The organism is Oerskovia sp. Root22 (assembly GCF_001429135.1).
Taxonomy (GTDB): domain Bacteria; phylum Actinomycetota; class Actinomycetes; order Actinomycetales; family Cellulomonadaceae; genus Oerskovia; species Oerskovia enterophila.
Window position 1 is genome coordinate 515920 of the sequence record NZ_LMIL01000011.1, and the last position, 12724, is coordinate 528643.

The window sequence follows — 12724 nt, forward strand, 5'->3', positions numbered from 1 at the left end:
CGCGCACGGCGAGCGCGTGCCTGCCACCGGTCGGGTGGAGGGCACAGGGGATTCCCAGTGGGACGGGGTACTGTCGGCGCGTGAGCACGAGCACCCCCGACCCCGACGTGAACGAGACCCCGACCGGCCTCGACGCCGCTTCGACGCCGGAGGCCGGCTCGACCGGCAGCACCAGCACCGCCGGCGGCACCGACCCGACGACGGTCGGCGCACCGAGCGACGACGCGAACCAGGGCCTTCGTGGTGACGAGGTCGAGATCGAGTCGGTCGTCGACCCGACCACGGTCCGCCGCGCTCCGCGCTACAAGGCGTTCTTCCTGACCGGTGCGCTGGCAGGGATCGTGCTGGGCCTGGCCGTCGGCGTCTCCTGGCTCGTGTCTCCCGCTGCGAGCGGCGTCCTCAAGCCGGGCGTCTATCTCAGCGTGATCGTCCTCGGTGCGACGACGCTCACGACGCTCGTCGCGGGCGCCCTGGCGATCTGGGCCGACAAGCGCAGCCTGCGCCGCTGACGCCTTCGGCATCGCGCGGTGTGCGGCTCGTCGAGTCCGCGCGCCGGCCCGCATGCCCTTCGCCGTCGAGCGGTGACATCGGCCGGCCGGAAGCGCGTGCCGCCGGAGAGCCGTGCCGGCGGGAAGACCGCCCGCGTCAGGAGCCGGTGACCGCCGCCGGCGCGGGATCGTCCCCCGGGTGCCACGCCTCGCGGAGCAGCTGACGGAACCGGACCCCCACCGGCATGCCGACGGTGACCGCGACGGCCCCGAGGAGCGCGACGGTGACAGACACCGCGGCCGTGGCCTCGATCGTGCTGCGGTAGGTCGTCAGAGGGTGCGCGGGATCGCCCGTGACCTGGAGCAGCGCCAGGACGGCCGGGACGACGACGGTCGCGAGCCCGAGGAGCAGGACGCCTCCCGCCCAGAGCAGAGGTGGCCCGTCGAGAGCCTGCCGGAGGAACGCGTCGTCGGGCCGCCACGAGCCTGCGTCGTCGGCCAGCGCGTGCCTGCGCAGCGCGCGGCGCTCGAGGGCCCTGACCACGGTGGTCGCCACGAGGGCGAGCAGGAGGACCGCCGATCCCGCCAGCGCGAGCACGGCCCCCGACGTGATGATCACGTCGATCGCCGCCTCACCCTTCTCGTCGTAGTACAGGGTGTCCGCGTTCCGTCCCGGTTGTCGGAGGAAGACCGCCATGAACCCCACGACCGGTCCCGCACCGAGCAGGACGCCGCCGACGACGGTCAGCGGCCTCTGCGCCCTGGCCGTCAGGCGGTGCACCCTGCCGAGGTCGATCGTCCGCTCGTCGGAGGGGCGGAGGCGCTTCTCGGTGCGCTCGGCGTTCCGCACGACCCCGTCGTTCCAGGCCTGTCGGGGCCGGTCTGTCAGGAGCGTCCACGCCCGTCGTCCCCGGCTCCTCAGCGCGGAGAGCGCCGACCCGACGAGCCCGGCGAGGAGGAGTGCACCGGCGAGCACCGCCAGCCCGACCGCCACCATGTCGCTCTCGAAGATCATGATGGGGGCCACCAGGAGGGCGGCGACCCCGACGGCGATCAGGAGGGCGACGCACAGACCCACGAGGGGCGCCGTGGGAGTGATGCCGTCGACGAGGGCTCGAGCCCGTACGTTGCGCACCGGCACGCGCTCGGGAGCCGTGCCCGCGAGCGAGTCGAGCCTGCGCCCGAGGAGCGTGCGCGACGAGGCGCTCGACAGTGCGTACAGGATGCCGCCCGCGCCGAGGACCGCGCACACGTAGGCGATCGAGGCCCTGCTGACGGGGTCGAGGTGCAGGTCGCGCCACACGTCCGGGAATCCCTCCTCGACCGTGAGCCAGGCGCCGAGGAGGACCAGGAAGCCGAGACCGGCCGAGGTCAGGACGGTCCTGGAGATCGTCAGCAGGCCGTCGGCGAGGACCTGCGGGCCGCTCGGTGCGGGCTCGGCGAGCCGGAGCGTGCTCGTCGGGACCGGGCGACCCAGCACCGAGATCGTGCGGCCCGGGGAGTCTTCGGAGGAGTCGGTCACTGCGTGAGGGTAGCGACCGCGGTGGGGCACGTACAGGGGCGGGCCCGCGTCGGGGCGAGAGGTCCATCCCCTGATCGCGGCTTCTGGCGAACGGCGACCGTATGGGAGACTGGAGCCGTGGCCCCCCGCGGAGATGGACTTCTTAACCACGACCTCATGCCCGGCGAGAAAGGCCCCCAGGACGCTTGCGGCGTCTTCGGTGTCTGGGCGCCCGGCGAAGAGGTCGCCAAGCTTGCCTACTTCGGTCTGTACTCGTTGCAGCACCGCGGTCAGGAATCAGCCGGGATCGCGACCAGCAATGGTGAGCAGATCCTCGTCTACAAGGACATGGGACTCGTCTCCCAGGTCTTCGACGAGCGTGCGCTGAACGCCCTGACCGGGCACATCGCCGTCGGGCACTGCCGGTACTCCACCACGGGTGGGGTGACCTGGGAGAACGCGCAGCCGACGCTCGGCGCGACGTCCGCCGGGACGGTGGCCCTGGGCCACAACGGCAACCTGACCAACTCGGCAGAGCTCGTGAACCTCGTCGCCGAGCGCTACGGCGCGCAGCGCCGGGGCGAGCTGGCCCGTGGCAACACGACCGACACGGCGCTCATCACCGCGCTCTTCGCGGGCGACGACGACCACTCTCTCGAGGACACCGCGATGGAGGTCCTCCCTCGTCTCCGCGGCGCCTTCAGCCTCGTCTTCATGGACGAGAAGACGCTCTACGCGGCGCGCGACCCGCAGGGTGTGCGTCCGCTCGTGCTGGGACGCCTCGAGCGCGGCTGGGTCGTCGCGAGCGAGACCCCGGCCCTCGACATCGTGGGCGCCTCGTTCGTCCGTGAGGTCGAGCCCGGCGAGCTCATCGCGATCGACGGCGACGGCCTGCGCTCGCAGCGCTTCGCGCCGGTCGAGCGTGCCGGCTGCGTCTTCGAGTACGTCTACCTCGCGCGCCCGGACACCTCGATCAACGGTCGTTCGGTCCACGCGGCCCGTGTCGAGATGGGACGCCAGCTCGCCCGTGAGCACGGCATCGAGGCGGACCTCGTGATTCCGGTCCCGGAGTCCGGGACCCCCGCGGCGGTCGGGTACGCGCAGGAGTCGGGTATCCCGTTCGGGCAGGGGCTGACCAAGAACGCCTATGTGGGACGCACCTTCATCCAGCCCTCGGACACCCTGCGCCAGCTCGGGATCCGGCTCAAGCTGAACCCTCTGCGGGACGTGATCCGGGGCAAGCGCCTCGTCGTCGTGGACGACTCGATCGTCCGCGGCAACACGCAGCGCGCACTGATCCGCATGCTCCGCGAGGCCGGAGCGGCCGAGGTCCACGTCCGGATCAGCTCCCCGCCCGTCAAGTGGCCCTGCTTCTACGGGATCGACTTCGCGTCCCGTGCCGAGCTCATCGCGAACGGCCTGTCCCCGGACGAGGTCGGCGCCTCCCTGGGCGCGGACACACTCGGCTACATCTCGGAGGAGGGCATGATCGCGGCGACCGAGCAGTCGGCGTCGCAGCTGTGCACCGCCTGCTTCACCGGGAAGTACCCCATCGAGCTGCCGCCGGACGACCAGCTGGGCAAGCACCTCCTCGAGCAGGCCGAGCTCCCGCTCGGTGCCCCCGAGGACGGGCTGCGCTCGCTCTCCGTGGGAGTGGGCGGCGGGACCGCCCTCGACCACCCCTGACCCCGTACGACGCACCGCCCGGACGCCGGGCGCGCCGCAACCACCAGGAGTTCATTCGTGTCTGAAGGTCTCACGTACGCCGCAGCCGGTGTCGACACCGAGGCGGGCGACAAGGCCGTCGAGCTGATGAAGGACGCCGTGCGCCGCACGCACGGCCCCCAGGTCCTCGGAGGAGTGGGCGGCTTTGCCGGGCTCTACGACTTCAGCGAGGTCGCGACCTACACCAAGCCGCTGCTCGCGACGTCAACTGACGGCGTGGGTACCAAGGTCGCGATCGCGCAGGCCCTGGACATCCACGACACGATCGGCTTCGACCTGGTCGGCATGGTCGTCGACGACATCGTCGTGGTGGGCGCCAAGCCGCTCTTCATGACCGACTACATCGCGTGCGGCAAGGTGGTCCCGGAGCGCATCGCGGGCATCGTCCGCGGCATCGCGGCCGCGTGCGAGGTCGCCGGTACGGCCCTCGTCGGCGGTGAGACGGCCGAGCACCCGGGCCTCCTGGGCGAGGACGAGTACGACGTCGCGGGTGCCGCGACCGGGGTCGTCGAGGCGGACCGTCTGCTCGGCCCCGAGCGTGTCCGTGAGGGTGACGTCCTGATCGCGCTGGGCTCGTCGGGTCTGCACTCGAACGGCTACTCGCTCGTGCGCGCGGTCGTCAAGCACGCGGGCTGGGAGCTGGACCGCGAGGTCGAGGAGTTCGGCCGCACGCTCGGCGAGGAGCTCCTCGAGCCCACGCGCGTCTACGCGAGCGACTGCCTCGCCCTGGCGCACGACGACGCCGCGCAGGTCCACGCGTTCACGCACGTCACGGGTGGTGGGCTCGCGGCGAACCTCGCCCGCGTCCTCCCGGCCGGTCTGGTCGGCACCGTGGACCGCGGCTCGTGGGACGTCCCTCCGGTCTTCACCGTGGTGCGGGACCTGGGCAACGTGCCTCGTCGCGACCTCGAGAACACGCTCAACCTGGGCGTCGGCATGGTCGCGATCGTGGGTGCGGACGGCGCCGACGCGGCGCTCGCGCGGTGCGCGGAGCTGGGTCTGCCCGCCTGGGTCCTGGGGACGGTCAGCGCTCTCGACGAGTCGACCACGGTCTCCTCGCTCGGTGAGGACCTCGTCGTGGGCACCAAGGGCGTGCACGCCGGCGCGGTGCGTCTGACGGGCGACTACCGCAACTGAGTGCGGTGACGACGAAGGCGCGTCCTTCTTCCTCGGGCCCTGGAGCCTGGGGGAGAAGGACGCGCCTTCGTCGTACGGGGAACGCCTCGCGGGTCGGTCGGTCGACTGACGAACTCGCGATCATACGGACCTGCGGTCCCCTGGGGCCTGCTGGTCGCAGGGGGACGAGATCGTGTCAGCGGTCGTCGGACCAGCCGGCGAACGGCTGGTCGTAGTCTCCGTTGTTGTCCTCGGAAGACCTCGCTCCGTAGCGAGGATCTGTCGCGAGATCCGTGTGGCTATGACCGGTGAGCTCTTGTTCGAGAGCTTGGTAGTTCGTCTCGGGGCTGTAGTACTTCAGCGCACGAGCGACCTTGGTCTGCTTAGCCTTCTGACGGCCGCGGCCCATGGCTCCGACCCCCTCAACGTAGAAGCGGGGCGGCAACGTACTCAGACGTGCGGCCCCGGGGTGTTGTTTCGTCTGTTCAGAGTCCAACGGTACATGCTCGGGATACATTCCAGCCACTCGGATGGTCCGAACGGGTGCCTTGTCACACTGTCTCCACACAACGACGTGACCGGGGGAGCGCCTCGTGGGTCTCGTGGGCCCGGGCGAGCGGGCCGCGCCGGGGGTGGTGCGGAGGCTGTCCGGCTCCGCACGGAGCCTCCGCCGAGAGGGCTCCCCGCGAGGCCGAATCACCTGTACCGGCCATACCCCGTCTAATTCACCCTGTCTGCCAAGTCGCCCAAAATCGTCATGCTGCGACAATAGAGGGGCTAGCGCAGTGCTGTCGTCGCGTTCCGACGTCACCGTCGGACCAGCCAGTCGCTAGGAGGAGGTGCAGTGATGTCCGTCCATGGAGAGTCCGAAGTTCTGCTCACACCGGCCGAGGTCGCGAGCCTGTTCCGCGTCGATCCCAAGACCGTCACTCGCTGGGCCAAGGCCGGCAAGCTGTCGTCGATCCGGACCCTCGGGGGGCATCGTCGCTACCGCGAGTCCGAGGTCCGCGCACTCCTGGGTGCCGCGAGCGAGAACGCCGAGGGCGTCGACAAGGGCTGACCGACGGCGCGGTGGACACTCCTGCGCCCAGCCCACGCTGTCGGTCCGTTGAGGAGCTCCGGGACCAGTTTCCCGGTGCTCCCCGTCGCGTCCGCAGCCTCTTCCACTTCGACCAGCCGACAGCCCGGCGCCGGTGGCGCCGGGCTCGGTCGTGTTCAGGGCCGGTCAGGACCTCTTGCGGAGGATCGCGGCGACGACCAGGGCGATGGTCGCGACGGTCCCGGTGACGAGGATCTTCACGTTGCGCGCGCGCGTCGGGTCGTGCTCGGGCAGCCCGCCACCGGTGAAGAAGCTCCCGGTGTCGGCGGCAGCCTGCTTGGTCTGGTGCGCCACGTTCGCCGCCTGGGTGCGCGGGTCGAGCCGCGTGGTCAGCTCGTCGATCGTGCTCGCGAGCTCGGCCCGGGTCCGTACGATCTCGGCTTCCAGCTCGGCCTGGGTCGGTTCGGTGCTCACGGGCGCAGTCCTTCCTTGACGGTGGCGACGTCTTCCTTGAGGTTGGCAATGGTCGCCTCGGGGGTCGGCGGCATGCCCTTGGTCAGCTGCTTCTTGCCCACGAGCGCCAGGAGGCCGGCGACGAGGAGCAGGGCGACGCCGACGATCAGGGCGGCGAGCCACAGCGGGACGGCGTGCGCGAGGCCGACCATGGCCGAGTGCAGGAGGAAGCCGAGCGCGTACAGGGACAGGACGCCGGCGACGACGAACATCCCGATCCCGATGCCTGATCGGGCGGCCTTGGTCGTCAGCTCCTTCTTGGCGAGCGCGATCTCCGTGCGGACCAGGCGCGTGGCCTGCTCCGACATCTGCTCGACGAGCTTGCCGATCGAGGGCTTCGGGTTCGGGGGAGGCGTCTGCCCGTCGTCCCAGTCGCTCATGGTGGTCACCTTCCTGGCACGTCCGGATGGAGCGCCTGTGCACGCAGGGGATGCCTGCGGCTCGAAGAGTCGTTCTTCATGTCCCACTCAACCGGTCAACGGCGTCCAGGGCAATTCCGCGCGCCGAGGGTGCGAGCGGGAGTCTGGTGTGCGATGCGCCAGGGACGCACGGGTGGCCGGTGTCGAGACGGCGTCGTGGGTGGTGGTCGAGCGGCGCGGTGCGGGTCGGCGGTCGACCGGCGGAGCGTCGCGTGTACGGGAACGACGAAGCCCCACCTCGAGTGAACGAGATGGGGCTTTCGTGGAAGTGGCTCCGACCGGCGTCGATCCGGTGACCTTTCGATTTTCAGTCGAACGCTCTACCAACTGAGCTACAGAGCCTTGACACGAAAGCCCGGTCGTGATGACCGGGCAGTCGCTGTCGAGCGACCCTGACGGGACTTGAACCCGCGACCTCCGCCGTGACAGGGCGGCGCGCTAACCAACTGCGCTACAGGGCCTTGCGTGAGTTTCTCCCGGCCTTTGCCGTTCGAACCTCGAGAATCGTATCTCACTTCCGGGCCGATCCGTTAATCGGATCTTTCCGAGTACCCCCAACGGGATTCGAACCCGTGCTACCGCCGTGAAAGGGCGGCGTCCTAGGCCGCTAAACGATGGGGGCCTAGTTTCCTGGACAACCCGTACCGCCTACGGGGCACGAGTCGCCGAGAGACCTCCGTCAGCATACGGGGAACTGGGGGCGCGGTGCAAAACGGCACGATCCCGGGGCTGCGGCCTCCCCGGCCGGCGCTGCTGCACCGGTCGGGCGACCCCTCCTCCCGGCGACAGGGGAGGATGGTGCTCGTGGTGGAGATGACGCGCGAGGACTTCGAGGACGCGGTGCGCGATGCGCTCGACGAGATCCCGGAGGAGCTGGCCGAGCAGATGGACAACGTCGTGGTGCTCGTCGAGGACGACGCCCCCGACGACGACCCCGAGCTCCTGGGGCTCTACGAGGGTGTGCCCCTCACCGAGCGGGACCTCATGTGGGCTGCGGGTGCGCTCCCGGACCGGATCACGATCTACCGCCGCCCCACGCTCGCGATCTGCGAGACCCGCGAAGAGGTGGTCGAGGAGGTCGTCGTCACGGTCGTGCACGAGATCGCCCACCACTTCGGCATCGACGACGAACGGCTGCACGAGCTGGGCTGGGCCTGAGGGGCCGGTCCGTCCACGGGCGGCGCGCGGGGGTTTTGTTCATCGTCGATTGACGATAATATCGACGCATGGCGATGAGACGTGAGACGACCCCGCGGACGCACCTCCGATCGAGGAGCGCCGCAGCGACCGCTGCGGGGGTGGAGCAGGTCGACGTGGACGGTGCGCCGGTCGCCGTGGCGGTCGAGCCGGCCCCGCCGTCGGCCCCCGGGCACGACCACGCGGCCGTCGCGCGCCTCCTGCACGCGCTCGCCGAGCCTCACCGCCTCTCGATGGTGCACCTCCTGGCGCGCTCCGAGCACCGCGTCGTCGACCTGACGAGCGAGCTCGGGCTCGCGCAGTCGACCGTGTCGGTCCACCTCGCGACGCTCCGCGACGCGGGCCTGGTCGACGTGCGCCGCGAGGGACGGTCCTCCTGGTACCGGCTCGCGCGGCCCGAGGTCGCGCACATCCTGACCGACGCCGAGCGCGTCGTCGAGGCGACGGGAGGCGGCTCGCGATGAGCGGCCACTCCCACTCCCACTCGCACGGCGCGGCGACCGCCACGGGCGCGCACCGCCGTCGGCTCGTGATCGTCCTGGGCATCACGCTCGGCGTGATGGTCCTCGAGGTCGTCGGTGCACTGGTCTCGGGCTCGCTCGCGCTCCTTGCCGATGCGGGGCACATGCTGACCGACGCGACCGGGATCGGGATCGCCCTGTTCGCGAGCTGGCTCGCGACGCGTCCGGCCTCGGCGACCCGGACCTTCGGGTGGCAGCGTGCGGAGATCCTCGCGGCCATGACCAACGCGCTGATCCTCGGGGTCGTCGCGGTGCTCGCGATCGTCGAGGGGGTCTCGCGGGTCCGCGCCCCCGACCCGCACGTCGAGGCCGGCCTCATGATCGGGGTGGCGGTCGTCGGGCTCGTCGCGAACGTGGTCGGGCTCCGCCTCCTGTCTGCGGGCCAGGGCGAGAGCCTCAACGTCCGGGGGGCCTACCTCGAGGTGCTCGGCGACCTCCTGGGCTCGATCGCGGTGATCGTCGCCGGGGTGTTCGTCGCCCTCGGCTTCGCATGGGCCGACGGCCTGGCCTCGGTCGCGATCGGCATCATGATCCTGCCCCGCGCGCTGACGCTCCTGCGCGAGGTCGCCGCGGTGCTCCTCGAGTCGACGCCCGCAGGGGTCGACCTCGAGAAGGTCCGGACGCACATGGAGGGCATCCCCGGGGTCGTCGGCGTCCACGACCTGCACGCCTGGACCATCACGTCGGGCGTGCCCGTCATGTCGGCCCACGTGGTGGTCGAGGCCGAGATGCTCGAGCGGGGGGAGGGGACCGTGGTGCTGCGAAGGCTCAAGGAGTGCCTGGGCGGGCACTTCGACGTCGACCACTGCACGTTCCAGATCGAGCCCCCCGAGATGCAGGAGACCGAGTCGTCGGTCCACCTGTGAGCCCTGTGCGTCTCGCCGGAGGCTGCACGCTCCGGGGGGCGAGGCCGAGCAACTAGGCTGCCCCCATGACGATTCTGGTGACCGGCGGAGCGGGATACATCGGTGCGCACGTGGTGCGCCTGCTGCAGCAGCGGGGGGAGAAGGTCGTCGTCGTCGACGACCTGAGCACGGGGCAGGAGGGCCGCATCGGAGGGGCGCTGCTCGTGCGCCTGGACGTGTCCAGCCCGGAGGCCGTCGAGGTCCTGACCCGGACGCTGACCGAGCACGAGGTCACCGCCGTGGTGCACTTCGCGGCCCGCAAGCAGGTCGGTGAGTCCGTCGAGAAGCCCGCCTGGTACTACCAGCAGAACGTCGGCGGCTTCACGAACCTCGTGACCGCGATGGAGGCCGCCGGCGTGGACCGCCTGGTGTTCTCCTCCTCCGCGGCGACCTACGGCATGCCGTCGGTCTCGATGGTCGAGGAGAAGCTGCACGCCGAGCCCATCAACCCTTACGGCGAGACCAAGCTCATCGGGGAGTGGCTCGGCCGGGCCGCGAGCCGCTCGTGGGGTCTGCGGTTCGTCGCGCTGCGCTACTTCAACGTCGCGGGCGCCGGCTGGCCGGACCTGGGCGACCCCGCGGTCCTCAACCTCGTCCCCATGGTCCTCGACCGCCTCGAGCGGGGCGAGCAGCCCAAGATCTTCGGCGACGACTACCCGACGCCGGACGGCACGTGCATCCGCGACTACATCCACGTCCTGGACCTCGCCGAGGCGCACCTCGCGGCGCTGGGCTACCTGGACGAGGACGAGCGCGCGTACGACGTCTTCAACGTCGGCACCGGCACGGGGTCCTCGGTCCGCGAGGTCATCGACGAGATCGGCAAGGTCTCGGGCCTGGACGTGTCCCCGGAGATCCTCCCGCGCCGCGCGGGCGACCCGCCCCAGCTCGTCGCGTCGCCCGAGCGCATCAACAAGGTGCTCGGCTGGACCGGCACCCAGGGGCTCGAGCCGATCATCGCGTCGGCCTGGGAGGCCTGGCAGGCAGGGCCGCGCCGCATCGACGTCTGAGCCACCTCGCGCGCTCCCCGGAGGGGCCCTCTCGCACCACGCGAGGGGGCCCTTCGGCGTACGGCGCTGACACGGACTCGAATCCTCAGTATGCTGAGCAAAATACTCAGTACGCTGAGGAATCGAGGGGTAGGTCATGTCCGGAAACAGCACGACCATCGACGACGTCGCCGAGCGGTCGGCGTCCGGGACGTCCCCGCACGGGCCCAGGGCCGCCGTCGCGGCACCGCGAGAGTCCGCCCGCGATCACGGGCCGGCGACCCACGAAGGGTTCGCCGCCCGGCTCGACGAGGCGATCGCCGCGACGCAGGCAGCACTGAACGAGCACCTCACGCGGGGCGCGGCACGCGCCTCGGCCGGAGGCCGACCGGTCGCCGATCTCTGGACGGACCTCGCAGACCAGGTAGGCGGAAAGCTCGTGCGCCCTCGGCTCACGCTCGCGGCCTACCTCGGGCTCGGCGGACGAGACCTCGGGGAGGTGGCTCCCGTCGCCGCTGCCCAGGAGCTGCTGCACACCGCGATGCTCGTGCACGACGACCTGCTCGACCACGACGAGACCCGGCGCGGGCGCTCGAACCTCGCGGGAGCGACGCGTTCTCGGTTCGCCGAGGCAGGGATCGACGACTCCCGCGCCGACGTCCACGTCCAGGCAGCGGCGCTGCTCGGAGGTGACCTGGCGATCGCCGGCGCTTTCGAGCTCGTCCTGGGATCCACGGCAGGTCCGGGCGAGAAGCTCGCGGTCGCAGGTCAGCTCGTGCGCGCGGTGCAGGTCGCCGTCGCGGGCGAGGTCCTGGACGTCTCGGGCCCGCTGCTCGCTCCGAGCGACGTGGACCCCGAGCTCGTCGCCGAGCTCAAGACCGCGACCTACACGTGCGTCGTCCCGCTGAGGAGCGGGGCGATACTCGCGGGCGCGGACGCTGCGACCTGCGCCCTCCTCGAGACCTACGGGCGGGCCCTGGGCGTCGCGTTCCAGCTGGTCGACGACCTGCTCGGGGTCTTCGGCGACCCTCGGGTCACCGGGAAGTCGACCGTCTCCGACCTGCGCGAGGGCAAGCGCACGTTGCTCCTGGCCTGCGCCTACCGGGGGGCCGAACCGGCGGACGTCGCCCTGCTCGACCAGCACGTGGGGCGGGCCGACCTCACCGAGGCGGGAGCCGCCGTCGTGCGGGCGGTCATGCGGCGCACTGCTGCCCCCGAGGCCGTGCGGGCGACCGTGACGCGCCACCTGGACGAGGCCCGCGCCGCGGCCGCAGAGCTGCCCGCCCCCCTGGGGTCGTACCTGCTCGACCTGGCCGACTCGTTCGCCGACAGGGCGGCCTGAGGTGCGAGGGAGCGGGAAGGCCGTCACGATCGTCGGGGAGGCCAACGTGTCGCAGATGCTGTACGACCGCACCGCCGCCCGCGCGAGCCGGGCGGTCCTCACGGGGTACTCGACGTCGTTCGGGCTGGGGTCCCGGCTGCTCGGGAGCGCCGCACGCCGCGACATCGACGCGGTCTACGGCCTCGTGCGTGTGGCCGACGAGGTCGTCGACACGCGTCGCGGTGAGGGCGCCGACGAGCTCCTCACGGGGCTCGAGGAGGAGACCGCGCGCGCCCTCGTGAGCGGGTACTCGACCAACCTCGTGGTCCACTCGTTCGCGCGCACGGCACGACGCACGGGGATCGGGCACCCCGAGATCGACCCGTTCTTCGCCTCGATGCGCATGGACCTCACGGTCCAGGTCCACGACAAGGCCAGCTACGAGCAGTACGTCTACGGCTCGGCCGAGGTCGTCGGGCTCATGTGCCTCGCGGTCTTCCTCAACGCCGGGCGACGCCCGGGCGAGCCGGTCGTGCGGGCGAGCGACGCCGTCGTGCACGGCGCGCGCGGCCTGGGCGCCGCGTTCCAGAAGATCAACTTCCTGCGCGACCTGCGTGCGGACCACGAGGACCTGGGCCGCAGCTACTTCCCCGGGATCACGCCCGCGGACCTCACGCAGGAGGACGTCGACGCGATCCTCGCGGAGATCGAGAGCGACCTCGACGCCGCCCGCGCCGCGCTCCCGTCGCTGCCGCGCCGCGCCCGGATGGCCGTCGCGGCGACCCTCGCGCTCTACGACACCCTGCTCGGCCGCCTCGCGTCGACGCGCCCCGAGGACCTGCTGCGTGCCCGGGTCCGTGTCCCCGACCCGGTCAAGCTCGTGGTCGCGTCCCGCGCGGTCGCGCGCGAGTCCCTGCGACGCGACGTCCGACCCACCGTTCAGACCGCACGTTCGACGACCCGAGGAGCCCCGTGACCCACGCACCGCCC

General features: G+C 71.4%; 14 protein-coding genes and 3 tRNA genes. 10 read left to right on the forward strand and 7 right to left on the reverse strand.

The window, feature by feature from the left end:
• Positions 1 to 80 precede the first annotated feature (80 nt).
• Entirely contained in the window at positions 81 to 509 is a 429-nt protein-coding gene (locus tag ASE15_RS17650; RefSeq protein WP_056764709.1) for a hypothetical protein, read from the forward strand.
• Positions 510 to 645: 136 nt separating this feature from the next.
• Here the strand turns inward: ASE15_RS17650 and ASE15_RS17655 are convergent, their stop codons facing one another.
• Positions 646 to 2010 (reverse strand): hypothetical protein, encoded by a 1365-nt coding sequence (locus ASE15_RS17655; RefSeq protein WP_056652408.1) that lies wholly within the window; start codon positions 2008 to 2010, stop codon positions 646 to 648.
• Positions 2011 to 2127: 117 nt separating this feature from the next.
• Here ASE15_RS17655 and purF point away from each other — a divergent pair, with 117 nt between their 5' ends.
• Together purF and purM are read left to right on the forward strand one after the other, a co-directional pair.
• A complete protein-coding gene (gene purF / locus ASE15_RS17660) occupies positions 2128 to 3675 on the forward strand; it encodes an amidophosphoribosyltransferase (protein WP_056652405.1) in 1548 nt (515 codons plus the stop codon).
• Between the two features lie 57 nt (positions 3676 to 3732).
• A complete protein-coding gene (purM, locus tag ASE15_RS17665) occupies positions 3733 to 4851 on the forward strand; it encodes a phosphoribosylformylglycinamidine cyclo-ligase (RefSeq protein WP_056652401.1) in 1119 nt (372 codons plus the stop codon).
• Between the two features lie 175 nt (positions 4852 to 5026).
• Here purM and ASE15_RS17670 read toward each other — a convergent pair whose 3' ends face one another.
• Positions 5027 to 5326 (reverse strand): DUF3073 domain-containing protein, encoded by a 300-nt coding sequence (locus ASE15_RS17670; protein WP_369800640.1) that lies wholly within the window; start codon positions 5324 to 5326, stop codon positions 5027 to 5029.
• Between the two features lie 351 nt (positions 5327 to 5677).
• On the opposite strand from ASE15_RS17670, the gene ASE15_RS17675 reads away from it, so the two are divergent.
• Complete coding sequence (locus ASE15_RS17675; RefSeq protein ID WP_030151000.1) at positions 5678 to 5890, forward strand: BldC family transcriptional regulator; 213 nt, start codon at positions 5678 to 5680, stop codon at positions 5888 to 5890.
• Positions 5891 to 6055: 165 nt separating this feature from the next.
• On the opposite strand, the gene ASE15_RS17680 is transcribed toward ASE15_RS17675, so the two are convergent.
• The 5 genes from ASE15_RS17680 to ASE15_RS17700 form a co-directional block, all read right to left on the reverse strand.
• A complete protein-coding gene (locus tag ASE15_RS17680; protein WP_056652396.1) occupies positions 6056 to 6343 on the reverse strand; it encodes a DUF3618 domain-containing protein in 288 nt (95 codons plus the stop codon).
• Positions 6340 to 6762 (reverse strand): phage holin family protein, encoded by a 423-nt coding sequence (locus ASE15_RS17685; protein ID WP_056652393.1) that lies wholly within the window; start codon positions 6760 to 6762, stop codon positions 6340 to 6342. The genes ASE15_RS17680 and ASE15_RS17685 overlap by 4 nt, the downstream gene beginning before the upstream one ends.
• Positions 6763 to 7070: 308 nt before the next feature.
• Positions 7071 to 7143: transfer RNA gene (locus tag ASE15_RS17690), tRNA-Phe, on the reverse strand.
• Between the two features lie 45 nt (positions 7144 to 7188).
• Positions 7189 to 7262: transfer RNA gene (locus ASE15_RS17695), tRNA-Asp, on the reverse strand.
• 88 nt (positions 7263 to 7350) lie between these two features.
• A tRNA-Glu gene (locus ASE15_RS17700) sits at positions 7351 to 7423 on the reverse strand.
• Between the two features lie 173 nt (positions 7424 to 7596).
• Between ASE15_RS17700 and ASE15_RS17705 the strand changes: the two genes are divergently transcribed.
• From ASE15_RS17705 to ASE15_RS17730, 6 genes are all read left to right on the forward strand, one after another.
• On the forward strand, positions 7597 to 7959 hold the full coding sequence (locus ASE15_RS17705) for a metallopeptidase family protein (RefSeq protein ID WP_056652389.1): 363 nt from the start codon (positions 7597 to 7599) through the stop codon (positions 7957 to 7959).
• A gap of 68 nt (positions 7960 to 8027) precedes the next feature.
• Positions 8028 to 8462, forward strand: a complete 435-nt coding sequence (locus ASE15_RS17710; protein WP_235534511.1) for a metalloregulator ArsR/SmtB family transcription factor — start codon at positions 8028 to 8030, stop codon at positions 8460 to 8462.
• On the forward strand, positions 8459 to 9385 hold the full coding sequence (locus ASE15_RS17715; protein ID WP_056652387.1) for a cation diffusion facilitator family transporter: 927 nt from the start codon (positions 8459 to 8461) through the stop codon (positions 9383 to 9385). The genes ASE15_RS17710 and ASE15_RS17715 overlap by 4 nt, the downstream gene beginning before the upstream one ends.
• Positions 9386 to 9450: 65 nt before the next feature.
• Entirely contained in the window at positions 9451 to 10434 is a 984-nt protein-coding gene (gene galE / locus ASE15_RS17720) for a UDP-glucose 4-epimerase GalE (protein ID WP_056652384.1), read from the forward strand.
• Positions 10435 to 10570: 136 nt separating this feature from the next.
• Positions 10571 to 11755, forward strand: coding sequence for a polyprenyl synthetase family protein (locus tag ASE15_RS17725; protein ID WP_056652382.1), 1185 nt, complete (start codon positions 10571 to 10573; stop codon positions 11753 to 11755).
• 1 nt (position 11756) lies between these two features.
• On the forward strand, positions 11757 to 12710 hold the full coding sequence (locus ASE15_RS17730) for a phytoene/squalene synthase family protein (protein ID WP_235534513.1): 954 nt from the start codon (positions 11757 to 11759) through the stop codon (positions 12708 to 12710).
• The last annotated feature ends 14 nt before the right edge of the window (positions 12711 to 12724 follow it).